We start from the raw sequence: 23,682 nt of genomic DNA, 5'->3' as shown, positions 1-23,682 counted from the left end.
GCAGTCGTGCCACCCGGGCTTGCATGCCCGGGTGGTAGATATTCAGGCCGCCTGCCGCACGCTGGCCATGCAAACTCGCCTGCTCTTCCCTACGAGCAAGGTGTTGCACCCATGGACAACCCCCTTCTGCAAAACAGCCATACCCCCATCGATTATCCGTCGATCACGCTTCAAAACATGCAGGCTGCTTTCGACTACGTGCTGTTGGCGCACGAGCAAGGTATCGAGCGCATCATCCGCGACCAGCAGGCATTGCCAACCTGGGATGACATGGTGCTGGCGGTGGACGGGCTGGATAGCCAGCTACTGGCAGTGTTGTATGCCGCCTCGCCATTGGTTGGTCGGGATGAAGCCTGGGCTGGTGCCATCTTCGACTTCTTCGCCAAGGCCACGGAGCGGTTCGAACAGAAATTCACCAACTCCGCACTGCACGCCCTGTATGAGCGCTTGGCCAACAGCGATATCGGCAAGCAGCTGGATGCACAGAAACGCGCCACTTTGCGCTGGCATCTGCAAAAGTTTATCTCCAGTGGTGCATCGCTCGACCCAGCCGGCAAGATGCGCCTGGCCGAACTGCTGAAACAGATTGGAGCCGCGCGTGAGGCGTTTCGCAGCAACATCAACCGGCCAGGGCTGAGCATCACGGATGAGTCCGAACTGAGCGGTGTACCTCAGCGCATCCGTGACGAGCTGGCTACAAGGGCACAGGAAGCGGGTGAACCGGGATGGTTGATTGCTTGTGAAAGCGTTACCACCGACGCCGTGCTCAAACATGCCGACAACCGGCAACTGCGTGAGCGCGTGTACCGGGCTTACAACACCAGAGGCGTCGGTCTTGGCCAACAGCAGGATAATCGCTCGCACCTGGAGCAAGTGGCGAAGTTGCTGGAAGAAAAGGCCCACCTGCTCGGCTTTGCCAGCCATCTGGAGCAGAGCCTGCATACGAAGAGCGCGGGTTCGGTCGCCCAGGTGCGCAGCTTTCTGCATGACCTGGCTGGCCATGTGAGTCCGGCCGTGCTGCAGTGGCGTGCAGATATGCAGCGCCAGGCCGCCGCCGAAGGGCTGGGGAGTGTCCAACCTTGGGACATTGCCTACCTGCAGGCCTCGTCGCGCGAGGTGCTTTCCACCGAAGCCTTGCGCGAACACTTCCCGCTGAACGCCGTTGTCAGCGCTTTGAAGCAATTGGCGGATAAGCTGTTTGGCGTGACGCTGCAGGCCAGACCGCTGGCGACCTGGGATGACAGCGTGCAACCGTTCGAGGTGTGGCAGGACAACGCCTTGATCGGTTTCCTGTACCTGGACGCCGTACAGCATGCCGGCAAACAGCCTGACTCGGTGTTCACCACCTACATTCGCAACCGCCGGGTCGATGCCGAGGGAATCTTCCAGGCGGCCTCGGTTGTGGTCTACAGCGACGTGCCAGCAGCGCTTCCGGGTAGCCAGCCGTTGCTGGACCATCTGTCACTGCGCAAGCTGTTCCATGAGTTTGGCCATGCCTTGCACCATTTGCTGGTGCGCACTACCAACCACGTGATGTCCAACGTCACCGAACTCGGTACAGATGGCGTGGAGCTGTTCGGCAAGCTGTTCGAGCGCTGGGTCTGGGACGCGGACTACCTGGTGGCGATTTCTTCGCCCCGCCAGGATGGCAGCAAGCTTTCACGGACCCGGGTCGACGAGTGCCTGCGCCGCTTGCGGCAACAAGGCGTGGAAGAAACCGCGCGCGATCTGAGCATGGCGCTGTTCGACCTGGACCTGCATGGCACGCCGAATGATGGCCGGTCCCTTGAGCAGCGCCTGCACGATGCCCGTGAGCAGTGTGGCTACTGGCCCCTGGCCGATTTCGAGCACCCGGCGCATGCCTTCGACCATCTGGTGAACGGCTACGATGCCGGCTATTACGCCTATCTGTGGTCGGATGTGCACGCCTTCGACCTGTTCACCCGCTTCGAGGCCCAAGGCTTGCTGAACCGGGCCACAGGACGGGCGCTGCAGGAGGCATTGCTTGCCCCGGGGGCATCGCGCCCGTTACGTGACGGCATCGAGGAGTTCCTTGGCCGGAAGGCCAGCCAGTTGCCTTACCTGCGTTGGCATGGCTTGAAGTGAGGATGTGCTGACCGGAGGTGCTGGAAAGCATCAGGCGCACACGATACTGTATATGAATACAGTATTCGAGGTAAGCCATGATTCCTCCAGCACCGCAAAAGGGCCGTGGCACGGCGCACAATCCGCACAACCGCTTTGCTTCCAGCCATTCGGTGGTGGAGGATGACGGCTGGTATCAGGAGGTGCCGCAAACCCAGGGCACCGAGGTGCGGGCAGAGACGGCCAAGTCGATGATCAGCCGCAACACCTCACCCGACCTGCCCTTCGACCGCTCCATCAACCCTTACCGTGGCTGCGAGCACGGATGCATCTACTGCTATGCCCGCCCTTCCCACGCCTACTGGGACCTTTCCCCCGGTCTGGATTTCGAGACCAAGCTGATTGCCAAGACCAACGCCGCCGAGGTGCTTGCGCAACAACTGAGCAAACCGGGTTACGTATGCGCACCGATCAACCTGGGTAGCAATACCGACCCGTATCAGCCGATCGAGCGTGAACAATTGCTGACTCGGCGCCTGCTCGAAGTGCTGCTGCGTTTTCGCCACCCGGTGACCATCGTTACCAAGGGTTCACTGGTGCTTCGCGACCTCGACTTGCTGGCCGAGATGGCGCGCCAGCGCCTGGCACGGGTGATGATCAGCTTGACCACGCTGGACGATGACCTGAAACGGGTGCTGGAGCCGCGTGCGGCGTCACCCAAGGCGCGTTTGCGGGCGATCCGCGTGCTGCGCGAGGCGGGAGTGCCGGTGGGGGTGTTGTGTGCGCCGATGATCCCGATGATCAACGACAGTGAACTGGAACGGCTGCTGGAGGCGGCCAGGGAGGCCGGTGCGCAGAGCGCTGCCTACATGATGTTGCGCCTGCCGCTGGAAGTGGCACCGTTGTTCGAGCAATGGCTTCAGGATCATTACCCGCAGCGGGCGGCGCATGTGTTGAGCCTGATTCGCCAGAGCCGCGGTGGCGAACTGTATGACAGCCGGTTTGGTTCACGGATGCGCGGTGAAGGCGTGTTTGCCGAGTTGCTGGCGCAGCGCTTCGCCAAGGCGATGAAACGGTTGGAGTTTGAAGGGCGAGAAGCGCAGGCGCTGGATTGTTCGGCGTTCTGCCCACCGGGTGGGCAGATGGCGCTGTTCTGATGTTCGAGCCATTGGACGGTCTCTGTGGGAGCGGGTTTACCCGCGAATGCATCGGTGGCTTCAATGACGCATTCGCGGGTAAACCCGCTCCCACAGAGGCCGTGCTCTGCTCAGAATTCTACTAATGACAACCAATAATCAGGCTAATACATATTGGCAGTTGATGTTTTTTTGCTATTATCCAATACCCGCCTTTCCTATCTGGAACACCCGTTCTAGAGCCTTCGAATTAAGTTTCAGTTAAGTTTTCCCCGCTAGCGTAGGCAACCAGTCCACGAAGACTGTGATCTATGGCCCGTGCGTGTCATCTAAATCTCCGCATAGCCAGAATCTTTCACCGGTAAAATGGATTTACCTACACACCGTCAAGAGGATGAATCATGCCCGTCAAGGACCCATCCAAGGTCGTACCGCAGGTCCCCGCGGAGAGCGCCGATGCCGCCCTTAAGCACATCGTCGACGGCTTCCTGCGTTTTCACCATGACGTTTTCCCCGAGCAGCAAGAGCTGTTCAAGAAGCTCGCCACCGCGCAAACCCCGCGCGCCATGTTCATTACCTGCGCCGACTCGCGCATCGTTCCCGAGCTGATCACCCAGAGTTCGCCTGGCGACCTGTTCGTGACTCGTAACGTCGGTAACGTGGTACCGCCTTATGGCCAGATGAACGGCGGCGTTTCCAGCGCCATCGAATACGCCGTGCTGGCGTTGAAAGTGCACCACATCATCGTCTGTGGCCACTCCGACTGCGGCGCCATGCGTGCGGTGCTCAACCCGCAATCGCTGACCAAGATGCCGACCGTGTCCGCCTGGTTGCGCCACGCCGAAGTGGCCCGCACCGTGGTCGAGAACAACTGTTCGTGCGGTAGCGAACACGAAACGATGCAGGTGCTGACCAAGGAAAACGTCATCGCCCAGCTGCATCACCTGCGCACACACCCTTCGGTGGCTTCGCGCCTGGCAGCCGGTGAGCTGTTCATTCATGGTTGGGTCTACGATATCGAGACCAGCAAGATCGAAGCCTACGACGCCGCCAGCGACAGCTTCCTGCCCCTGGCTGCTGGCGAGCCGGTCCCCTGCGCTACTCCGAGAGGCCGCTACTAAGCGACCCGTCCACCCGCTGAAACCTTGATAGCCGGCTGCACCCTGTAGGGGTGTGGCGCGGCCTTCGGCTGCCCTGAATTCCCTGACTGCCTGCCGGCACGCCCGCTGGCGGCCCGCGCCTGCGCGCTCGTCGGGGACAAACGTGCCCACGGCCAGAGGAATGGCTGTGTGACAAAGAAAGGAGAAACACGGTGAACATTACACAGTTGAAAGCGGCCCTGCCGCGTGAGTTGCTGGCGTCGGTGGTGGTCTTCCTGGTGGCCCTGCCGTTGTGCATGGGCATTGCGATCGCCTCGGGCATGCCGCCGGCCAAAGGCCTGGTTACCGGCATAATCGGCGGTATTGTCGTAGGTTTCCTTGCCGGTTCGCCGCTGCAGGTCAGTGGCCCGGCCGCCGGCCTGGCAGTATTGGTGTTCGAGCTGGTACGCCAGCATGGTATAGCCATGCTCGGGCCGATCCTGCTGCTGGCCGGCTTGCTGCAGTTGCTGGCCGGGCGCTTGCGCCTGGGCTGCTGGTTTCGGGTTACCGCTCCGGCGGTGGTGTACGGCATGCTGGCGGGGATTGGCGTGCTGATCGTGCTGTCGCAGCTGCATGTGATGTTCGACACTGCGCCGCAGCCATCCGGCATGCAGAACCTGCTGGAGTTCCCGGCGACCGTGGCCGCGGCCCTGCCGCAGGAAAGCGCTGGCTCCGGTTGGATGGCTGGCACACTGGGCCTGGGCACCATTGCCATCATGTGGGGCTGGGAGCGCCTGCGACCGCAGCGGCTGCGCTTCGTGCCGGGTGCCCTGCTGGGCGTATCGGCCATGACGGCCATAAGCATGTGGCTGGCTTTGCCGGTGAACCGCGTACAGGTGCCGGCCGACCTGTCCGAGGCCATCGACTGGATCCGCCCTGGTGACCTGATGCAACTGGCCGACCCTACCCTGTTGGTCGCCGCTTTTGCCCTGGCCTTCATCGCCAGCGCCGAAACCTTGTTGTCGGCTGCAGCGGTTGACCGCATGCACAGCGGCCAGCGCTCGGACTTCGACCGTGAGCTGTCAGCCCAGGGCATCGGCAACATGCTGTGCGGGGTGCTCGGCGCGTTGCCGATGACCGGGGTAATCGTGCGTAGCTCGGCCAACGTGCAGGCGGGTGCGCAGACTCGGGCTTCGGCGATCTTCCATGGCTTGTGGCTGCTGGCGTTCGTGGTGGCGCTGAGCAGCGTGCTGCAGCAGATCCCGGTGGCGAGCCTGGCCGGTGTGCTGGTATTCACCGGGGTCAAGCTGGTGGATTTCAAGGCGTTTCGTGGGCTTGGCCGCTATGGCCGCATGCCGATGTTCACCTACGCGGCGACGGCGCTGGCGATCATCTTTACCGACCTGCTTACTGGCGTGCTGCTGGGGTTTGCGCTGACCTTGCTGAAGCTGGCGCTGAAGGCGGCGCGGTTGAAGATCAACCTGGTCAGCCTGGAGAAAGCTGGGCACATGGAGCTGCGGTTGAGTGGCGCGGCCACTTTCCTCAAAGTGCCGGCGCTGACCCAGGTACTGGATAGCGTGCCGGCGGGGACCACGCTGCATGTGCCGCTGGGTAACCTGAGCTATATCGACCACTCGTGCCTCGAGCTGCTTGAGGACTGGGGCCGGAGCAATTCGGCGAATGGCTCGCGGTTGCTGATCGAGCAGCGACGGTTGAAGCGGCGGATCGAGGGGCGGATGCGGACTACGGCGGGGGTTGGGGCCTGAAGCTGAAAGCCGCCTGAACCGGCCTCTTCGCGGGCACGCCCGCTCCCACAGGTACTGCGCAGGCTTTGAACCCTGTGCAGTACCTGTGGGAGCGGGTTTACCCGCGAAGAGGCCGGAACAGTTTTTACAAATGGATCAGGCCGGCTGGCCCAGCTCCACGCCCAGCTGCCGTGACAGGCAAGGCCAGCGCTTCCAGGCCTCGCCAGTTTCCGGGCTGCTCAATTTCTCGCGGTAAGCCTCTACCGACTCCACCGCGAAGCTTTCGTCATTCAACATTTCATCCACCGAGTGGTGCACCACTTCATCCAGCTGGTTGGCAAACGCCTCGCCGATCAACTGGTGGGCAATCAGGTTGGCGACGGTGGTGTCGACCGGGATCAATGGCTGCTGGAAGTGACGGATGTACAGGTCGTTCACCTCTTCCACCAGGCGGTGCGCCAGGTAGGCCTCATCCAGCAGGCAGTCCAGGCCCACATGGCCTTGCATCACGCTGGGCGGCTGCAGGAAGTAGGCTTCGGCAATTTTCAGTACAGGTTTGATCTGCGATTCGATCCCGGCCTCGCGGGCGACCTCATGGGCGGCCTCCAGCAGTTCCGGAACCTGGTCGATGTAGGCGCTGACGAAGCGCGCCAAAGTACCCTGGGCGTCCTGCTCAGGCAGTTGGATCGAGGGGTGCAGATGGGGCAGTTGCAGCTCGAGACGCTGTTTCAATTGGCCGGTCCGGCCTTCGTGTTGATGGGCTTGGCTTACCTGCTCGCGTACAGCAGCGATGTTCATGACAACTCCAGGGACATTACGTTTCAAACGGAAGACACTAAATTAGCTCGGTATACAGAATACCTAAGACGTATTTGTTATAAGTCGCGAAAACGTGTGCATGCTCAGGCATATCGAAATGCCATTATTGCGCCATGCCGTGTCAAGCGCGCGGTTTTCAGGCCGTTCAGCCATTTCAATGAAGTTCATTTCACGGCCTTCGTTGCGTGCCGTTGGTCGCTGTCTATACTCCCGGTGAACGTGATTCGTTGATGAGGCCCGACTGCTTTTAGCAGGGGCTCGGTCGTCGAAGCCAGGCAGTCTTGACCACCGTTCCCTCTTGCCGCAGGCCACGCCTCCGGGACTACAAGAACGAGAAGGGGAACCCGCAATGATGCGACATCCACATGTCTGGATGGGCCTCCTGTTGTGGTCGGTTTTTGGTCAGGCCAACGCCGCCTGGACCGTGAACATGCACCCAGGGGCGACGGAAGTCTCCAACGCCGTCTTCGACCTGCACATGACCATCTTCTGGATCTGCGTGATCATCGGCATCGTTGTCTTTGGCGCGATGTTCTGGTCCATGGTCATCCACCGCCGCTCAACCGGCCAGCAGGCTGCGCATTTCCACGAGCACACCTGGGTGGAAATCCTCTGGACCGTGGTCCCCTTCCTGATCCTGGTGGCCATGGCCATTCCGGCCACCAAGACCCTGATCGACATCTACGATGCCAGCGAGTCGGACATCGATATCCAGGTTACCGGCTACCAGTGGAAGTGGCACTACAAATACCTGGGCCAGGATGTGGAGTTCTTCAGCAACCTGGCCACCCCCACAGAGCAGATCCACAACAAGGCACCCAAGGACGAGCACTACCTGCTCGAAGTCGACCAACCGCTGGTGCTGCCGGTGGGCGCCAAGGTGCGCTTCCTGGTGACTGCTGCCGATGTCATCCACTCCTGGTGGGTGCCGGCCTTCGCGGTCAAGCGTGATGCCATCCCCGGCTTCGTCAACGAAGCCTGGACCCGTATCGAGAAACCCGGCATCTACCGCGGCCAGTGCACCGAGCTGTGCGGCAAGGATCACGGCTTCATGCCGGTGGTCGTCGAGGTCAAGTCCAAGGCCGACTACGACACCTGGCTGGGCGAGCGCAAGGCCGAAGCTGCCAAGCTCAAGGAGCTGACCAGCAAGGAATGGACCCTGGAGGAACTGGTGGAACGTGGTGACAAGGTCTACCACACCACCTGCGTGGCCTGTCACCAGGCTGAAGGCCAGGGCCTGCCGCCGATGTTCCCGGCGCTCAAGGGTTCGAAGATCGCCACCGGGCCGAAGGAAGCCCACCTGGGCATCGTCTTCCACGGCAAGCCCGGTACTGCCATGGCCGCGTTCGGCAAGCAGCTCTCGGAAGTCGACATCGCCGCCGTGGTCACCTACGAGCGCAACGCCTGGGGCAACAACAAGGGTGACATGGTCACGCCGAAGGACGTGCTGGCGCTGAAGCAGGCAGAAGCGCAATGAACCGGGTTACTCGCGGCAATCAATGGGTTGCAGGAGGCAGGACATGAGTGCAGTGATCGACGACCACGCCCACGGCCATGACCACGCGCACGGCCCGGCCAAGGGCCTGATGCGCTGGGTACTGACCACCAACCACAAGGACATCGGCACGATGTACCTGTGGTTCAGCTTCATCATGTTCCTGCTCGGTGGCTCGTTCGCCATGGTGATCCGCGCCGAGCTGTTCCAGCCAGGGCTGCAGATCGTCCAGCCGGAATTCTTCAACCAGATGACCACCATGCACGGCCTGATCATGGTGTTCGGTGCGGTGATGCCGGCCTTCGTCGGCCTCGCCAACTGGATGATCCCGCTGATGATCGGCGCGCCCGACATGGCCCTGCCGCGGATGAACAACTTCAGCTTCTGGCTGCTGCCGGCGGCTTTCCTGTTGCTGGTCTCGACCCTGTTCAGCCCGGGCGGCGGGCCCAACTTTGGCTGGACTTTCTACGCTCCGCTGTCCACCACCTACGCGCCGGCCAGTGTCACCTTCTTCATCTTCGCCATCCACCTGATGGGTATCAGCTCGATCATGGGCGCGATCAACGTGATCGCCACCATCCTCAACCTGCGCGCCCCGGGCATGACCCTGATGAAGATGCCACTGTTCGTCTGGACCTGGTTGATTACCGCGTTCCTGCTGATTGCGGTGATGCCGGTGCTGGCCGGTGTGGTGACCATGATGCTGATGGACATCCATTTCGGCACCAGCTTCTTCAGTGCCGCCGGTGGCGGTGACCCGGTGCTGTTCCAGCACGTGTTCTGGTTCTTCGGCCACCCCGAGGTATACATCATGATCCTGCCGGCCTTTGGCGCGGTCAGTTCGATCATCCCGGCGTTCTCGCGCAAGCCGCTGTTCGGCTACACCTCCATGGTTTACGCCACCGGCGCCATCGCCTTCCTGTCGTTCATCGTCTGGGCCCACCACATGTTCGTGGTCGGTATCCCGGTGGTTGGCGAACTGTTCTTCATGTACGCCACCATGCTGATCGCCGTGCCTACCGGGGTGAAGGTGTTCAACTGGGTCAGCACCATGTGGGAAGGCTCGCTGACCTTCGAGACGCCGATGCTGTTCGCCATCGCCTTCGTCATCCTGTTCACCATCGGCGGTTTCAGCGGGCTGATGCTTGCCATCGCCCCGGCGGACTTCCAGTACCACGACACCTACTTCGTGGTGGCGCACTTCCACTATGTGCTGGTGCCTGGGGCGATCTTCGGCATCTTCGCCTCGGCCTACTACTGGCTGCCGAAATGGACCGGCCACATGTACGACGAAACCCTCGGCAAGCTGCACTTCTGGCTATCGTTCATCGGCATGAACATGGCCTTCTTCCCCATGCACTTCGTGGGGCTGGCGGGCATGCCACGGCGAATTCCCGACTACAACCTGCAATTCGCCGACTTCAACATGGTGTCGTCGATCGGCGCGTTCATGTTCGGCGCCACGCAGATCTTCTTCCTGTTCATCGTCATCAAGTGCATCCGCGGCGGTGCGCCGGCACCGGCCAAGCCATGGGATGGCGCCGAGGGCCTGGAGTGGTCGATCCCTTCGCCTGCGCCGTATCACACCTTCCAGACGCCACCGGAAGTGAAATAGGAACCGTGCCATGAATGGCCTTTCGCTGAAACGCCTGGTGTTGCGCCTGTTGATGCTGACGGTGGTGATGTTCGCCTTCGGCTTCGCCCTGGTGCCTATCTATGACGTGATGTGCAAGGCCTTCGGCATCAACGGCAAGACCGGTGGGCAGTATGAAGGCAGCCAGGTCAGCGACACGACGCGTTCGGTGCGGGTGCAGTTCATGTCGACCAATGCCAGCGACATGGTCTGGGACTTCTACTCCACCGCAGATCAGCTGGAGGTCAACCCGGGCGCGGTGAACCAGATGATCTTCATTGCCCACAACCCGACCGATCGGCCGATGAGTGCGCAAGCCATTCCCAGCATCACCCCGGCCGAGGCCGCGGCGTACTTCCACAAGACCGAGTGCTTCTGCTTCACCCAGCAGGTGCTGCAGCCCGGTGAACGCATCGAGATGCCGGTGCGCTTCATCGTCGACCGCGACCTGCCGGCCAGCGTGAAGCACCTGACACTGGCCTACACCTTGTTCGACATCACCGCTCGCCACCCGCCGGTCGCGCATGTCGCGGCCCAGGACGTCCAGGGCGCCCGTTAAGGGAAGGAGAACAGCAATGGCAAGTCATGAGCACTACTACGTTCCGGCGCAGAGCAAGTGGCCGATCATCGCCACCATCGGCATGTTCATCACGGTGTTCGGCCTGGGCACCTGGTTCAACGACATGAAGGCTGGCCACCCCGACTCGCACGGGCCGCTGATTTTCTTCATCGGCGCGTTGTTCCTGGCCTACATGTTGTTTGGCTGGTTCGGTTCGGTGGTGCGGGAAAGCCGCGCGGGGCTGTACAGCCCGCAGCTTGACCGCTCGTTCCGCTGGGGCATGAGCTGGTTCATCTTTTCCGAGGTGATGTTCTTCCTGGCGTTTTTCGGTGCGCTGTTCTACGTGCGCGTGCTGGCCGGGCCGTGGCTGGGCGGTGATGGGGCCAAGGGTGTTGCGCACATGTTGTGGCCGACCTTCGAATTCACCTGGCCGCTGCTGCACACGCCCGACCCGAAACTGTTCCCGCCGCCCAAGGAAGTGATCGACCCGTGGCACCTGCCACTGATCAACACCATCTTGCTGGTCAGCTCCAGCGTGACCATCACCATCGCCCACCATGCCCTGCGCCGTGACCACCGTGGCCCGCTGAAATTCTGGATGGCGCTGACCATCGTCCTGGGCGCCAGCTTCATCGCGTTGCAGGCCTACGAGTACCACGAGGCCTATACCAAGCTGGGGCTGACGCTGGGGTCGGGGATATATGGCGCGACGTTCTTCATGCTCACCGGCTTCCATGGCGCCCACGTGACCCTGGGCACGATCATCCTGATCGTGATGTTCGTGCGCATCTTGCGCGGGCATTTCAACCCGGAGAAACACTTTGGTTTCGAGGCGGCCAGTTGGTACTGGCACTTCGTCGATGTGGTGTGGGTGGGGTTGTTCATCTTTGTCTATGTGCTGTGAATAGAGAACCCTGTGGGAGCGGGCGCGCCCGCGAATGCGTCGGTACATTCAACATCGCATTCGCGGGCATGCCCGCCCCACAGGGTCAGCTGAAAACTTCAGAAAGGGGCGTGAGATACGAGCTGACCACTGATGAAGCCCCAGGCGACAAGGCCGATGGTCAGGGCCGCCAGGGTCACCCGCACGGTCAGCGCTTTCAGCAAACGGGTCGAGTTTTCATCGTCCTTGACCAGAAACACCAGGCCACTGAACAGGCTGGCAATCGTGGCCAACAGCATCAGGACAATCGCGGCCTTGAGCATGGCGATACTCCGGGGGGATGCGGTGATGTGGATAAGTATAGCGATCGGCCCGGCGAGGCTCCGATGAGGCCGTTTCGTCCGGGCTGGGTACCAACCCTGGTGGTGCTTGCGCTGCTGCCGGGGCTGATCGCACTTGGCTGCTGGCAACTCGGCCGTGCCGAGGAAAAACGCGTGCTGCTGGCCGCGTATGCCGAGCGGCGGGTCGAAACGCCAATGGCCACGGCCCAACTGACGGCGAACCAGGACAATGCCTTCCGTCGCGTGCATCTCTATGGCCGCTTTGACGCCGAGCACAGCCTGCTGCTGGACAACCGCATGCGCGATGGCCAGGCCGGTGTCGAGCTGCTGCAACCTTTCCATGATCAGGCCAGCGACGTATGGCTGCTGGTCAACCGCGGCTGGCTACCCTGGCCGGACCGCCGCATGCCGGTGCAATTCGATACCCCAGCCCAGGCGTTGGCGCTGGACGCTTCGGTGTATGTCGCGCCTGGCAGCACCTTTCAGCTGCATCCCGACCCTGCAGGCGGCCAGTGGCCGCACCTGCTGACCGCCGTGGATGCCACACAGCTGTGGCAGCAGCTCGATCGCGAAGGCTTCGCCCACGAATTGCGCCTGGAACCCGGCCCGGCGACCTATCGCCTTGACTGGCCGGTCGTTGCGATGGGCCCGGAAAAACACCTGGGTTACGCCGTGCAATGGTTTGCCCTGGCAACCACTTTGGTACTGCTCTACCTCTACTTCGGCTGGCACCACAACAAGGAGAAACGCCATGGCCACCGCCACTCCACTGGAAGTGCCTGAACGTAGCAAACCCAGAGCCCGCGGGCGTTTGCAGCTGCTGCTGATTCTGCTGGTGGTGCTCGGGCCGATGGTTCTGGCCACCAGCATGTACAAGCTCAAGTTCTGGGTGCCGGATGGCCGCAGCTACCACGGCGTGATGATCGGCAACGGTGAGAGCCTTTCCGATCTCGGTGTTGCGGGCCAGGACGAGCGCTGGCAGCTCCTGGTGAGCGCACCCACAGCCTGCGCCGAGGACTGCCAGCGGCTGGTGTACCTGGCCAGGCAGATCCAGGTCGGCCTGGGCCGTGATGCCAGCCGTGCCAGCCATGCCTTGGCATCCGCCCAGCCGGCAAGTGCCGACTACCAGGCGTTGCTCGGTCGCGAATACCCACAGTTGCAGCGCTACCCGCTGGATGCGCAACGCTACCTGCAAAAGGTCGGCGAGGCCGGCCCGCAGTTGTGGATCGTCGACCCACACGGCAACCTGGTGCTGCGCTACGACGCCAAGGTCGACGGCAAGCATGTGCTGGATGATCTGCGCCACCTGCTCAAGCTGTCCAACATCGGCTAGGAGCCTGCCATGGCCAGACCCGGATTCCGCCTTGCTGTGTTCGCCACCCTGCTGGCACTGCTGGTCGTCCTGCTCGGTGCCTATACCCGCCTGACCCACGCCGGCCTCGGCTGCCCGGACTGGCCGGGTTGCTACGGCTTCATCAGCGTGCCCAAGAGCGAAGCGCAGCTGGCTCATGCCGAGCTGCATTTCCCCGAACACCCGGTGGAAGCCGCCAAGGGCTGGGCCGAGATGGTCCACCGCTACTTCGCCGGCACCCTGGCGATGGTGATCGCCCTGCTCGCCTTGCAGGCGCTGCGCCGGCATGCCCGCGATGGCCAGCCTTATCGCCTGCCCCTGCTGTTGCTGGGCGTGGTGCTGGCCCAGGCAGCCTTCGGCATGTGGACGGTCACCCTCAAGCTGTGGCCGCAGGTGGTCACCGCGCATCTACTCGGTGGTTTCACTACCCTGAGCTTGTTGTTCCTGTTGTCCCTGCGTCTGTCCCGGGCCTTTGCGCCCTTGCCAAAACTGCCATTGAGCCTGCGCCGGATCGCCGCGCTGGCCTTGTTGGTGGTAATCGGCCAGATCGCCCTGGGCGGCTGGGTCAGTGCCAATTACGCGGCCGTCGCCTGCGTCGACCTGCCCACCTGCCACGGCCAGTGGTGGCCGGCGGCGGACTTCAGCAATGGTTTCCACCTGACCCAGCACGTCGGGCCCAACTATCTGGGCGGGCAACTGGACAGTGATGCGCGCACGGCCATCCACATCAGCCACCGCCTGGGTGCATTGCTGGTGACCTGCGTGCTGCTGATGCTCAGCTGGAAGCTGCACCGTTGCGGGCTCCCTGGCCTGGCGCGGCTGGTGCTGCTGGTACTGGTGGTGCAAGTCGGCCTGGGCATCAGCAATGTGCTGCTGCACCTGCCGCTGGCCGTGGCCGTGGCGCACAACGCTGGTGGTGCGCTGTTGCTGCTGAGCATGGTGCTTGTGAACTACCGCATCCGCGTGGTCGACAAGGTTCGCGTGGGTGTTGGCCATGGCTGGCGCCTGCGGCCTGTGGCAGGCGTGGGTATCTCCCACCACATGAGGAATGATTCGTGGCGACGCTTCTGAGCGCACAGAGGGCAAGTTGGCGTGATTACCTGGAGCTGACCAAACCCAAGGTGGTGGTGCTCATGCTGATCACCTCGCTGGCGGGCATGTTCCTTGCCACCCGTGCTGGCGTCAGCTGGAGCGTGCTGCTGTTCGGTAACTTGGGTATCGGCTTGTGTGCAGGCGGCGCGGCGGTGGTCAACCATGTGGTGGACCGACGCATCGACGCGTTGATGGCGCGTACCCACAAGCGCCCGCTGGCCCAGGGCCGGGTCGGGCCGCTGCCTGCGTTGCTGTTCGCCCTGGTGCTGGCGCTGCTGGGCATGGCCTTGCTGCTGGTGTTCACAAACCCCCTCACCGCCTGGCTGACGCTGGCTTCCCTGCTCGGCTATGCGGTGCTCTACACCGGCTTTCTCAAGCGTGCCACACCGCAGAACATCGTCATCGGTGGCTTGGCTGGCGCCGCCCCGCCATTGCTGGGCTGGGTGGCGGTCAGTGGCCATGTCAGCGCCGAGCCCCTGCTGCTGGTGCTGATCATCTTCGCCTGGACCCCACCCCACTTCTGGGCCTTGGCCATCCACCGCAAGGAGGAATACGCCAAGGCCGATATCCCGATGCTGCCGGTGACCCACGGCGAGCGCTACACCAAGCTGCATATCCTGCTGTACACCTTGGTATTGCTGGCGGTAAGCCTGCTGCCCTATACCATCCACATGAGCGGCCTGCTGTACCTGGCCTGCGCCCTGGTACTGGGCCTGCGCTTCCTGCAATGGGCCTGGGTGTTGTACCGTGGCAGCCGGCCGCACGCGGCGATCGGTACCTTCAAGTACTCTATCGGCTACCTGTTCGCGCTGTTCATCGCGCTACTTCTCGACCATTACCTGTTGCTGAACCTATGACCCGAACCCAGAAAACCGTCTTCATCCTCGTTGCCCTGGTCGCGTTGATCCTGGGCCTGACCGTAAACAAGGTGCTCAATGGCCGCGACCAGCCGAACCCCGCCGAGCTGATCGATGCCGGCATCATCCTGCTGCCGCAGAGCCGTACGGTGGCCGACGTGACCATGACCAACCAGGACGGCCAACCGGTGCAACTGGATGACCTGAAGGGCAAATGGTCGCTGCTGTTCTTCGGCTACACCTACTGCCCGGACATCTGCCCGACCACCCTGGCCCAGCTGCGCCAGGTGAAGAGCGAGCTGCCCAAGGAAGCCGTCGACCGGCTGCAGGTGGTGCTGGTGAGCGTGGATCCGAACCGCGACACACCGAACCAGCTGAAGCAGTACCTGGGTTATTTCGACAAGGATTTCGTCGGGGTGGCGGGGTCGATCGAGGATACCCAGAAGCTGGCCAATGCCTTGAGCATTCCGTTCATTCCGGCCGATACCAGCAAGCCGGGGTATACCGTGGATCACAGCGGCAACCTGGCGGTTGTGGGGCCGGATGGGCGTCAGCGCGGGTTCATTCGGGCGCCGTTCAACAACCAGAAGCTGGTGGCGCAGTTGCCGGGGCTTGTGAAGCGGGATTGAGTTAGCCACAAAAGCTTCGCGGGTAAACCCGCTCCCACAGGGATAGCGCCAGACTCACGGCTTACGCTGTACCTGTGGGAGCGGGTTTACCCGCGAAGAACCCAGCGCGATTATTCGGCTTAGAACGCCGGCACCACAGCGCCTTTGTACTTCTCGTTGATGAACTGCTTCACCTCAGGCGAGTGCAGTGCAGCAGCCAGTTTTTTCATGGCATCCGAGTCCTTGTTGTCCGGGCGGGCAACCAGGATGTTCACGTAAGGCGAGTCGCTGCCTTCGATGGCCAGGGCGTCTTTCTCTGGGTTCAGCTTGGCTTCCAGCGCGTAGTTGGTGTTGATCAGGGCAGCATCGACCTGGGTCAGCACGCGCGGGATGGTGGCTGCTTCCAGCTCACGGAACTTCAGGCTTTTCGGGTTCTCGGCAACATCCTTCACGGTGGACAGGATGTTCTTGTTGTCCTTCAGCTTGATCACGCCGGCCTTGTCCAGCAGCAGCAGCGCGCGGCCGCCGTTGGTGGCGTCGTTGGGGATGACCACGGTGGCACCGGAGGACAGCTCGTCCAGCTTCTTGATCTTGGCCGAGTAAACGCCCAGCGGTTCGATGTGCACGCCGGCAACACTCACCAGGTTGGTGCCCTTGGCCTTGTTGAACTCATCCAGGTAAGGCTGGTGCTGGAAGAAGTTGGCGTCCAGGCGCTTTTCGGCAACCTGCACGTTCGGCTGGATGTAGTCGGTGAATTCCTTGACCTTCAGCTCCACGCCCTCTTTCGCCAGTGCAGGTTTGACGAAGTTGAGGATCTCGGCGTGCGGCACCGGGGTAGCGGCGACGGTCAGGGACTCGGCGTGGGCCGAGAAGGCCGCGACAGCGGCGACAACAGCAAGCAGCTTCTTCATTGATCACTCCTTGTGAGGGCCGCGACGGCCCCCGAACGGGTCGGACGGGCCGACCCCATTGGGGTTACTTACGGGAAAAATGTACGACCAGTTTGTCGCCCACGCTTTGCAGGACTTGAACCAGTACCAGCAACAGCACCACGGTGACGACCATCACATCGGTCTGGAAACGCTGGTAGCCGAAGCGAATGGCCAGGTCGCCCAGGCCGCCTGCACCGACCACACCGGCCATGGCGGTGTACGACACCAGGGTGATGGCGGTCACGGTAATGGCGGCGAAGATGCCCGGGCGGGCCTCTGGCAGCAGTGCGCTGGTGATGATCTGACGTGTGGTGGCGCCCATCGACTGGGTGGCCTCGATGATGCCGCGGTCCACTTCACGCAGGGCGGTTTCCACCAGGCGCGCGAAGAACGGCGTGGCACCCACCACCAGCGGCGGAATGGCGCCGGCTACGCCCAGCGAAGTGCCGGTGATCAGCACGGTGATCGGAATCATCACGATCAGCAGGATGATGAACGGCAGCGAGCGCAGGATGTTGACGATCAGCGACAGCAGCGCATACACACCCTTCTGCTCGAACATCTGCTTCGGCCCGCAGAGGAACAGCAGCACGCCCAGCGGCAAACCGAGCAGCACGGTGAAGAACAGCGAGCCGAACAGCATGATCATGGTATCGACGCTGGCCAGCCAGATTTCGGCCCAGTCGACGTTGGCAAAGAAACTCAGGGCGTCCATCAACGCAGTACCTCCATATGTACGTCAGCTGCCTTGAAGCGGGCGAACGCCGCTTCCATGTCACCGCCGATCAGGGCGAGGGTGAGCTGGCCATAGGGGACATCCTTGATGCGGTCGATACGCCCGGCAAGGATGCTGTAGTCCACGCCGGTTTCGCGGGCAACGGTGCCCAGCAGTGGCGCGTAGGTGGCGTCGCCCTGGAAGGTCAGGCGCACGATACGGCCTGGCACATGGGCGAAGTCGTCACGCTGCTCGCCTTCGTCGACCTGCTCGTCTTCCTGGACAAAGCGCTTGGTGGTGGGGTGCTGCGGGTGCAGGAACACCTCGGCCACCGAGCCTTGCTCGACGATCTGGCCGGCGTCCATCACTGCCACGCGGTCACAGACCCGGCGGATCACGTCCATTTCGTGGGTGATCAGGACGATGGTCAGCTTCAGCTCACGGTTGATTTCGGCCAGCAATTGCAGGACCGAGGCGGTGGTTTGCGGGTCGAGGGCGCTGGTGGCCTCGTCGCACAGCAGGATCTTCGGGTTGGTGGACAGGGCTCGAGCGATGCCGACGCGCTGCTTCTGGCCACCGGACAGCTGCGCCGGGTACTTTTTGGCATGGTCGGAAAGGCCGACGCGGGCCAGGAGCTCGGTCACGCGCTTGTCGATTTCGCTGCGCGACAACTCGCCGGCCAGGGTCAGTGGCAGGGCGACGTTGTCGGCGACGGTCTTGGAGGCCAGCAGGTTGAAGTGCTGGAAAATCATCCCGACCTGCTGGCGGAAACCGCGCAGCTGGCTGGCATTGAACGCGGTAACGTCTTCGCCATCGACGATGATCTTGCCGCCGGAAGGTTCTTCCAGGCGGTTGATCAGGCGCAGCATGGTGCTCTTGCCGGCGCCGGAATGGCCGATCAGGCCGAACACCTGGCCATCTTCGATGGTCAGGCTGGTCGGATTCAGTGCGGGGATTTCCCTACCGGCGACGCGGTAGGTCTTGTGTACCTGTTGGAACTCGATCACGTAGCGAACCTTGTGGGGCGCATGGAATTTGGGTCAGCGGTTAGCTGGGGTCGCGCATTTTAGCCTTTTCCCATAGCTGTTCTTAGCATTTATTTCGTAATGCTCCAATCCTTCGGGCATATGGCGACAACCGGTAATTCTGATTGAACGCTCGGCAAAGCGCTCCGGTCACTACCTGAACAAGCCCGAACGGGCACGCCTGTAGAGTGATGAGGAGAGCCGACCATGCCCAGCAAGAACACGGATGCGCCAAAGCACAGCGAGGCCGCTGGCACCCAGACCCCGGACCGGGCCAATACCAACGCCAAGTTGCAGAGCCTGGAGGCTGACCGCAGCGATGCCACGGGCCGGGCGCTGCGTACCAACCAGGGGGTGCGCATCGCTGACAACCAGAACACGCTGAAGGCCGGTGATCGAGGCCCCTCGCTGCTCGAAGATTTCATCATGCGCGAGAAGATCACGCACTTTGACCACGAGCGCATCCCTGAGCGCATCGTGCATGCGCGAGGGACCGGGGCGCATGGTTTCTTCCAGAGCTACGGCAACCACGCCGAGCTGACCAAGGCTGGCTTCCTGCAGGACCCGGAAAAAGTCACGCCCGTCTTTGTGCGGTTTTCCACGGTACAGGGCCCGCGCGGCTCTGCCGACACCGTGCGTGACGTGAGGGGTTTTGCGGTCAAGTTCTACACCGACGAAGGCAACTTCGACCTGGTGGGCAACAACATGCCGGTGTTCTTCATTCAGGATGCGATCAAATTCCCGGATTTCGTTCACGCCGTAAAGCCGGAGCCGCACAACGAGATCCCGACCGGCGCCTCGGCCCATGACACCTTTTGGGATTTCGTCTCGCTGGTACCGGAGTCGGCTCATATGGTGATGTGGGCGATGTCGGACCGTGCGATCCCGCGCAGCTTGCGGATGATGGAAGGGTTCGGGGTGCATACCTTCCGCCTGATCAACGCCCAGGGCGTAGCCAGCTTCGTCAAATTCCACTGGAAACCACGCCAGGGTGTGCACTCCCTGCTATGGGACGAAGCGCAGAAACTGGCAGGCAAGGACGCTGACTTCCAGCGTCGCGACTTGTGGGAGGCTATCGAGACCGGCGATTACCCGGAGTGGGAACTGGGCGTGCAGATCGTGCCGGAAGCCGACGAGCACAAATTCGATTTCGACCTGCTGGACCCGACCAAGATAATCCCGGAAGAGCTGGTGCCGGTTACACCTTTGGGCAAGATGGTCCTGAATCGCAACCCGGACAACTTCTTTGCCGAAGTAGAACAGGTGGCGTTCTGCCCGGGTCATATCGTGCCTGGTATCGACTTTACCAACGACCCTTTGCTGCAGGGCCGGCTGTTCTCCTACACCGACACGCAGCTTAGCCGCCTGGGCGGGCCAAACTTCCACCAGATCCCGATCAACCGCCCCGTCGCGCCCAACCACAACAACCAGCGCGACGCCCTGCATCAGCATGTGGTGCACAGGGGCCGTGCATCCTACGAGCCCAATTCCATCGACGGCGGCTGGCCGAAGGAAACGCCACCTGCCGCGCAGGATGGCGGCTTCGAGAGTTACCAGGAGCGTATCGATGCGCACAAGATCCGCCAGCGCAGCGAGTCGTTCGGCGACCATTTCTCGCAAGCGCGGTTGTTCTTCCAGAGCATGAGCCCGACCGAGCAGCAGCACATCATCAAGGCTTACAGCTTTGAATTGGGCAAGGTGGAGCGGGAGACGATCCGTGCTCGGGAAGTGAATGAAATTCTTGCCAACATCGACCTGAAGCTGGCGGCTGCGGTGGCTGCCAACCTGGGCTTGCCAGCGCCGAGCGCGGGCACAGTGCAAGTGAAGGGTAGCCAGCTTGCGCAGTCGCCTGCCCTCAGCCAGATGAACCACCCTGGTTCGGTGGGCATCAAGGGGCGCAAGATTGCCGTGCTGGTGGCAGATGGCGTAGACGCTGCCAGCGTGGACAAGTTGGTCAAGGCCCTGGAAGCACACAGTGCCCGGCCATTGGTTCTGGGGCCAACCTCAGCACCGGTGAAGGCTGCGGACGGCAAGCAACTGCCGGTGGATGCTTCCATGGAGGGGATGCCATCGATCATGTTCGACGGAATTGTCGTGCCGGGTGGCAAGGCGTCGACCGATGCGCTGGCGGCCAGCGGGTTGGCCAGGCATTTCCTGCTGGAGGGCTACAAGCACCTGAAAGCGATGGTGTTGACCAAAGAGCTTTTGGGCAGCCTGGGGCTGAAAGAAGACAAGGGGTTGCTGCTGGGAGATGAGCAGAAGACCGTGGATGCCTTCGTCAAAGCGGTAGAGGGGCATCGGGTGTGGGAGCGGGAGGCGGCTGCGGAGGCTGTGCCGGCCTAAGGGGCTGCTTTGCAGCCCATCGCGACACAAGGCCCCTCCTACAGGAGATCGCATTCCCTTGTAGGAGCGGCCTTGTGTCGCGAAAGGGGCGCGCAGCGCCCCCAGATTCTTAACGCTGATGCGGAACCAGAACTACCTGCGCCGGCAGCGACCGCTGGATTTCATGCTTCTGCTTCAGCTCGAACCCGCTGTCGATCTTGCGCACGCGCTTCTCCAGCAAGGTCTTCAGCCAAGGCGCATCCTCGGTGCGCGGCACCTGGAACACAACATCGCATTGATAGCTCACTACATCGGCGGCAATGTCATCCAGCTGGCGCCGCATGGCGCGGCTATCGGTGGTCTTCAAGGCCACGACGGTGCTCGGTGCAGCCGGGTCGATGATGCGCGCCTTGGGCTTGGCCTCGGCCGCTTTCAACGCCGCTTCAGCCTTTTCCAGCTCGGCCTTGCGCGCCTGGGTCACGGCGTCGCCACCAGTCACCGCCGGGGCCTGTGGCATCAGCGCGCGGGCACGGGCCAGGGCGGTTGCAGCAGCGTTCACATCACCCTTCTGCAGGAAGATCTGGCTACGTTGCAGGTAGGCTTCGGCAAGCTGGCGCTGGTATTGCTCCAGGCGCGCGTCATCCGGCGCCTGGCCCTGCAGGGCAGCCAGCTGGTCTTCGGCGGTGGCCAGCTCGTTGCTGGCGATGTTTTGTTGCAACTGCTGCCAGGCATCGGCTTGAGCAGGTGCGGTGGCCTGTTCGACCGGCGCGTTGGAACACGCAGCCAGGAACAGGGAAAACGCGGCAACAAGCAGATAACGGGAGGCGAACGGCTTCATTCCTGCGACTCTCTATTTGCGCAAAAAGCGAGCAAGTCTACACCCAGGTGCGCACGCTCGAAAACAAGTCTTACAGACCCTTTACGTGCGAAAAGGTTGCAGGGCGCGCCTTCACGCGCCCTGTTTTTCAGCGTTTCGGCAGGGCCAGGCTCAGCAAGAATAGCACTGCCGCGCAGACCACGATCGACGGGCCGGCGGGGGTGTCCTTGAACCAGGACATGGCCAGGCCGCCGCATACCGCGGTCACGCCCAGCAGGCTGGCGCCCAGGGCCATCTGCTCGGGAGAGCGGGCGTGACGTTGCGCCGCAGCGGCAGGAATGATCAGCAGCGAGGTGATCAGCAGCACGCCGACGATCTTCATGGCCACGGCAATCACCACCGCGATCAGCAGCATCAGCGCCATGCGCAGCCCGGCCACCGGCAGGCCTTCGACCATTGCCAACTCTTCGTGCACGGTGACTGCCAGCAACGGCCGCCACAACGCAGCGAGCAGCAGCAACACCAGCACGCTGCCGCCAATTATCCAGGCCAGGTCGGTGGTGCTGATGGCCAACAGATCGCCGAACAGATAGGCCATCAGGTCGATGCGCACATCGTGCATGAAGCTCAGCACCACCAGGCCCAGCGACAAGGTACTGGGTGCGAGGATGCCGAGCAGGGTGTCGGAGGCCAGTGGCTGGCGTTGCTGCAAGGTCACCAGCAAGATCGCCAGCAACAGGCAGCCTACGGTTACCGCCAGTGCCGGGCTGACGTCCAGGGCAAAGCCCAGGGCAACGCCGAGCAGGGCGGCGTGGGACAGGGTGTCGCCAAAATAGGCCATGCGCCGCCACACCACGAAGGAGCCCAGTGGGCCGGCCACCAGCGCCAGGGACAAGCCGGCAAGCAAGGCGTAGAGAAGAAAATCAGCCATGCTTGCAGTGCGCTCCGTGAACATGGGTGCCAGGGGCGACCACCGAACCGTGCAGGTCGTGACTGTGGTCGTGATGGTGGTGGTAGATGGCCAGGCTGGGGGCGGCGGTCTGGCCGAACAGCTCCACGAATGCCGGGTCACCGCTGACCTGCTCTGGGTGGCCCGAACAGCACACGTGGCGGTTCAGGCACACCACCTGGTCGGTTGCACTCATCACCAGGTGCAGGTCGTGGGAAACCATCAGCACGCCGCAACCGTGGCGGTCGCGCAGGCGGGTAATGAGGTTGTACAGCTCGGTCTGGCCGACCACGTCTACGCCTTGCACCGGCTCGTCGAGCACCAGCAACTGGGGTTCGCGCAGCAGGGCGCGGGCCAGCAGCACGCGCTGCATCTCGCCGCCGGAAATGGTCTGTATCGGGCTGTCGATGACCTGCTCGGCGCCCACTTCCTGCAACGCCGACAAGGCTGCCGCGCGGTCTACACCGGGCACCAGGCGCAAGAAGCGCAGCACCGACAGCGGCAGCGTGGCATCTACCTGGATTTTTTGCGGCATGTAGCCAATGCGCAGTTTCGGCTTGCGCCATACCCTGCCGCGGTGCGGCTTGAGCAGACCGAGCACGGCGCGCACCAGGGTAGTCTTGCCCGCGCCGTTCGGGCCAATCAGGGTAACGATCTGGCCGGGTGCGACCGATAGGTCGATGCTGTCGAGCACCGCCTCGCCACCGAAGGTGACGCCGACCTGCTCCAGGCGGATCAGTGCGTCGCTCATGCCGCGCTCCGGCAGTTGCTGCACAGGCCGACCACCTCCACGGTCTGGGTCTCGACCGTGAAGCCCACGCCCTTGGCGCTGCTGATGATGGCCTCGCTGATGCTGTCCTGTTCCAGCTCGATGGCCACATGGCAGGCCCGGCAGATCAGGAACTGCCCTTGATGCACGTGCTCGGGGTGGCTACAGCCGATGAAGGCGTTGAGCGAGGCGATGCGGTGCACCAGGCCGTTTTCCAGCAGGAAGTCCAGTGCCCGGTACACCGTCGGTGGTGCAGCGCGGCGGCCGTCCTGCTCGCTGAGTACGGCGAGGATGTCGTAGGCACCCAGCGGCTTGTGGCTTTGCCACACCAGTTCCAGCACACGGCGGCGCAGTGCGGTCAGGCGCAGGCCCTGGCGGGTGCACAAGGCATCGGCTTCAGCCAGTGCGCTGTGTACGCAATGGGAATGGTCGTGAGGACGGTTTGCCAGCGGCGTGATGGACATGGGCAG

Annotated in this window: 23 protein-coding genes; 14 read left to right on the top strand and 9 right to left on the bottom strand. The window is 62.5% G+C overall.

Going from position 1 to position 23,682, the window contains the following annotated elements:
- The first annotated feature begins 111 nt into the window (after nt 1-111).
- The 4 genes from J5M58_RS16460 (at nt 112) to J5M58_RS16445 (ending at nt 6,066) form a co-directional block, all read left to right on the top strand.
- The gene (locus J5M58_RS16460; protein ID WP_112251707.1) at nt 112-2,106 is read left to right on the top strand and encodes a M3 family metallopeptidase; all 1,995 of its coding nucleotides are present in this window, start codon (nt 112-114) and stop codon (nt 2,104-2,106) included.
- A 77-nt stretch (nt 2,107-2,183) separates the two neighbouring features.
- Nucleotides 2,184-3,242, top strand: coding sequence for a PA0069 family radical SAM protein (locus J5M58_RS16455; RefSeq protein ID WP_112251708.1), 1,059 nt, complete (start codon nt 2,184-2,186; stop codon nt 3,240-3,242).
- Nucleotides 3,243-3,622: 380 nt separating this feature from the next.
- Complete coding sequence (locus J5M58_RS16450) at nt 3,623-4,342, top strand: carbonic anhydrase (RefSeq protein ID WP_085621386.1); 720 nt, start codon at nt 3,623-3,625, stop codon at nt 4,340-4,342.
- Nucleotides 4,343-4,533: 191 nt separating this feature from the next.
- A complete protein-coding gene (locus J5M58_RS16445; protein WP_112251709.1) occupies nt 4,534-6,066 on the top strand; it encodes a SulP family inorganic anion transporter in 1,533 nt (510 codons plus the stop codon).
- 135 nt (nt 6,067-6,201) lie between these two features.
- Here J5M58_RS16445 and J5M58_RS16440 read toward each other — a convergent pair whose 3' ends face one another.
- Entirely contained in the window at nt 6,202-6,843 is a 642-nt protein-coding gene (locus J5M58_RS16440; RefSeq protein ID WP_112251711.1) for a hypothetical protein, read from the bottom strand.
- 370 nt (nt 6,844-7,213) lie between these two features.
- Between J5M58_RS16440 and coxB the strand changes: the two genes are divergently transcribed.
- Genes coxB through J5M58_RS16420 form a run of 4 tightly spaced genes read left to right on the top strand, consistent with a single transcriptional unit; the run spans nt 7,214 to nt 11,455 of the window.
- A complete protein-coding gene (gene coxB, locus J5M58_RS16435) occupies nt 7,214-8,341 on the top strand; it encodes a cytochrome c oxidase subunit II (RefSeq protein ID WP_015268462.1) in 1,128 nt (375 codons plus the stop codon).
- Between the two features lie 43 nt (nt 8,342-8,384).
- Nucleotides 8,385-9,974, top strand: coding sequence for a cytochrome c oxidase subunit I (gene ctaD, locus J5M58_RS16430; RefSeq protein WP_013970300.1), 1,590 nt, complete (start codon nt 8,385-8,387; stop codon nt 9,972-9,974).
- 10 nt (nt 9,975-9,984) lie between these two features.
- Nucleotides 9,985-10,551, top strand: coding sequence for a cytochrome c oxidase assembly protein (locus J5M58_RS16425; protein ID WP_112251712.1), 567 nt, complete (start codon nt 9,985-9,987; stop codon nt 10,549-10,551).
- Between the two features lie 16 nt (nt 10,552-10,567).
- Nucleotides 10,568-11,455, top strand: coding sequence for a cytochrome c oxidase subunit 3 (locus J5M58_RS16420; RefSeq protein WP_112251713.1), 888 nt, complete (start codon nt 10,568-10,570; stop codon nt 11,453-11,455).
- Nucleotides 11,456-11,553: 98 nt separating this feature from the next.
- On the opposite strand, the gene J5M58_RS16415 is transcribed toward J5M58_RS16420, so the two are convergent.
- Nucleotides 11,554-11,757 carry a twin transmembrane helix small protein gene (locus tag J5M58_RS16415; RefSeq protein ID WP_003258925.1) on the bottom strand — a complete coding sequence of 68 codons (204 nt, stop codon included), beginning with the start codon at nt 11,755-11,757 and terminating at the stop codon, nt 11,554-11,556.
- Nucleotides 11,758-11,820: 63 nt separating this feature from the next.
- Here J5M58_RS16415 and J5M58_RS16410 point away from each other — a divergent pair, with 63 nt between their 5' ends.
- The 5 genes from J5M58_RS16410 to J5M58_RS16390 are packed head-to-tail and all read left to right on the top strand — an operon-like array spanning nt 11,821 to nt 15,704.
- A complete protein-coding gene (locus J5M58_RS16410; RefSeq protein ID WP_207878750.1) occupies nt 11,821-12,558 on the top strand; it encodes an SURF1 family protein in 738 nt (245 codons plus the stop codon).
- Complete coding sequence (locus J5M58_RS16405; RefSeq protein WP_207878748.1) at nt 12,527-13,108, top strand: hypothetical protein; 582 nt, start codon at nt 12,527-12,529, stop codon at nt 13,106-13,108. The genes J5M58_RS16410 and J5M58_RS16405 overlap by 32 nt, the downstream gene beginning before the upstream one ends.
- Nucleotides 13,109-13,117: 9 nt before the next feature.
- Nucleotides 13,118-14,197 (top strand): heme A synthase, encoded by a 1,080-nt coding sequence (locus J5M58_RS16400; protein ID WP_112251716.1) that lies wholly within the window; start codon nt 13,118-13,120, stop codon nt 14,195-14,197.
- Nucleotides 14,182-15,075, top strand: coding sequence for a heme o synthase (gene cyoE / locus J5M58_RS16395; protein WP_112251717.1), 894 nt, complete (start codon nt 14,182-14,184; stop codon nt 15,073-15,075). Before J5M58_RS16400 ends, cyoE begins: the two co-directional genes overlap by 16 nt.
- On the top strand, nt 15,072-15,704 hold the full coding sequence (locus tag J5M58_RS16390) for an SCO family protein (RefSeq protein ID WP_049275720.1): 633 nt from the start codon (nt 15,072-15,074) through the stop codon (nt 15,702-15,704). The genes cyoE and J5M58_RS16390 overlap by 4 nt, the downstream gene beginning before the upstream one ends.
- 119 nt (nt 15,705-15,823) lie before the next feature.
- On the opposite strand, the gene J5M58_RS16385 is transcribed toward J5M58_RS16390, so the two are convergent.
- The 3 genes from J5M58_RS16385 to J5M58_RS16375 form a co-directional block, all read right to left on the bottom strand.
- Nucleotides 15,824-16,594, bottom strand: a complete 771-nt coding sequence (locus J5M58_RS16385; protein ID WP_112251718.1) for a MetQ/NlpA family ABC transporter substrate-binding protein — start codon at nt 16,592-16,594, stop codon at nt 15,824-15,826.
- A gap of 64 nt (nt 16,595-16,658) precedes the next feature.
- Entirely contained in the window at nt 16,659-17,330 is a 672-nt protein-coding gene (locus J5M58_RS16380; protein ID WP_085621373.1) for a methionine ABC transporter permease, read from the bottom strand.
- Nucleotides 17,330-18,337: a methionine ABC transporter ATP-binding protein gene (locus tag J5M58_RS16375; RefSeq protein WP_061305075.1), complete on the bottom strand. Its 1,008-nt coding sequence runs from the start codon at nt 18,335-18,337 to the stop codon at nt 17,330-17,332. The genes J5M58_RS16380 and J5M58_RS16375 overlap by 1 nt, the downstream gene beginning before the upstream one ends.
- Before the next feature lie 225 nt (nt 18,338-18,562).
- Here J5M58_RS16375 and katE point away from each other — a divergent pair, with 225 nt between their 5' ends.
- Nucleotides 18,563-20,698, top strand: a complete 2,136-nt coding sequence (gene katE / locus J5M58_RS16370) for a catalase HPII (protein ID WP_207878746.1) — start codon at nt 18,563-18,565, stop codon at nt 20,696-20,698.
- 109 nt (nt 20,699-20,807) lie between these two features.
- Here the strand turns inward: katE and J5M58_RS16365 are convergent, their stop codons facing one another.
- From J5M58_RS16365 to zur, 4 genes are all read right to left on the bottom strand, one after another.
- Complete coding sequence (locus tag J5M58_RS16365; protein ID WP_112251721.1) at nt 20,808-21,515, bottom strand: PA5502 family lipoprotein; 708 nt, start codon at nt 21,513-21,515, stop codon at nt 20,808-20,810.
- A gap of 127 nt (nt 21,516-21,642) precedes the next feature.
- Nucleotides 21,643-22,425: a zinc ABC transporter permease subunit ZnuB gene (gene znuB, locus J5M58_RS16360; protein WP_112251722.1), complete on the bottom strand. Its 783-nt coding sequence runs from the start codon at nt 22,423-22,425 to the stop codon at nt 21,643-21,645.
- Complete coding sequence (gene znuC / locus J5M58_RS16355) at nt 22,418-23,194, bottom strand: zinc ABC transporter ATP-binding protein ZnuC (protein WP_133969843.1); 777 nt, start codon at nt 23,192-23,194, stop codon at nt 22,418-22,420. Before znuC ends, znuB begins: the two co-directional genes overlap by 8 nt.
- Nucleotides 23,191-23,676 carry a zinc uptake transcriptional repressor Zur gene (gene zur, locus J5M58_RS16350; RefSeq protein WP_112251724.1) on the bottom strand — a complete coding sequence of 162 codons (486 nt, stop codon included), beginning with the start codon at nt 23,674-23,676 and terminating at the stop codon, nt 23,191-23,193. The genes znuC and zur overlap by 4 nt, the downstream gene beginning before the upstream one ends.
- Nucleotides 23,677-23,682 lie beyond the last annotated feature (6 nt).

The sequence above is a fragment of the Pseudomonas sp. 32_A genome, from assembly GCF_017490905.1.
Classification (GTDB): Bacteria; Pseudomonadota; Gammaproteobacteria; order Pseudomonadales; family Pseudomonadaceae; genus Aquipseudomonas; species Aquipseudomonas inefficax.
Note: the sequence above shows the minus strand (reverse complement) of the source record. Positions and strands in the feature narration are given on the sequence as shown.

Coding starts and splice junctions, on each gene's coding strand:
- J5M58_RS16455 (WP_112251708.1), top strand. CDS start 2,184: ATGATTCCTCCAGCACCGCAAAAGGGCCGTGGCACGGCGCACAATCCG.
- katE (WP_207878746.1), top strand. CDS start 18,563: ATGCCCAGCAAGAACACGGATGCGCCAAAGCACAGCGAGGCCGCTGGC.
- J5M58_RS16400 (WP_112251716.1), top strand. CDS start 13,118: ATGGCCAGACCCGGATTCCGCCTTGCTGTGTTCGCCACCCTGCTGGCA.
- znuC (WP_133969843.1), bottom strand. CDS start 23,194: ATGAGCGACGCACTGATCCGCCTGGAGCAGGTCGGCGTCACCTTCGGT.
- coxB (WP_015268462.1), top strand. CDS start 7,214: ATGATGCGACATCCACATGTCTGGATGGGCCTCCTGTTGTGGTCGGTT.
- J5M58_RS16365 (WP_112251721.1), bottom strand. CDS start 21,515: ATGAAGCCGTTCGCCTCCCGTTATCTGCTTGTTGCCGCGTTTTCCCTG.
- J5M58_RS16415 (WP_003258925.1), bottom strand. CDS start 11,757: ATGCTCAAGGCCGCGATTGTCCTGATGCTGTTGGCCACGATTGCCAGC.
- J5M58_RS16390 (WP_049275720.1), top strand. CDS start 15,072: ATGACCCGAACCCAGAAAACCGTCTTCATCCTCGTTGCCCTGGTCGCG.
- J5M58_RS16405 (WP_207878748.1), top strand. CDS start 12,527: ATGGCCACCGCCACTCCACTGGAAGTGCCTGAACGTAGCAAACCCAGA.
- ctaD (WP_013970300.1), top strand. CDS start 8,385: ATGAGTGCAGTGATCGACGACCACGCCCACGGCCATGACCACGCGCAC.
- zur (WP_112251724.1), bottom strand. CDS start 23,676: ATGTCCATCACGCCGCTGGCAAACCGTCCTCACGACCATTCCCATTGC.
- J5M58_RS16460 (WP_112251707.1), top strand. CDS start 112: ATGGACAACCCCCTTCTGCAAAACAGCCATACCCCCATCGATTATCCG.
- J5M58_RS16420 (WP_112251713.1), top strand. CDS start 10,568: ATGGCAAGTCATGAGCACTACTACGTTCCGGCGCAGAGCAAGTGGCCG.
- J5M58_RS16450 (WP_085621386.1), top strand. CDS start 3,623: ATGCCCGTCAAGGACCCATCCAAGGTCGTACCGCAGGTCCCCGCGGAG.
- J5M58_RS16380 (WP_085621373.1), bottom strand. CDS start 17,330: ATGGACGCCCTGAGTTTCTTTGCCAACGTCGACTGGGCCGAAATCTGG.
- J5M58_RS16385 (WP_112251718.1), bottom strand. CDS start 16,594: ATGAAGAAGCTGCTTGCTGTTGTCGCCGCTGTCGCGGCCTTCTCGGCC.
- J5M58_RS16440 (WP_112251711.1), bottom strand. CDS start 6,843: ATGAACATCGCTGCTGTACGCGAGCAGGTAAGCCAAGCCCATCAACAC.
- J5M58_RS16425 (WP_112251712.1), top strand. CDS start 9,985: ATGAATGGCCTTTCGCTGAAACGCCTGGTGTTGCGCCTGTTGATGCTG.
- J5M58_RS16410 (WP_207878750.1), top strand. CDS start 11,821: ATGAGGCCGTTTCGTCCGGGCTGGGTACCAACCCTGGTGGTGCTTGCG.
- znuB (WP_112251722.1), bottom strand. CDS start 22,425: ATGGCTGATTTTCTTCTCTACGCCTTGCTTGCCGGCTTGTCCCTGGCG.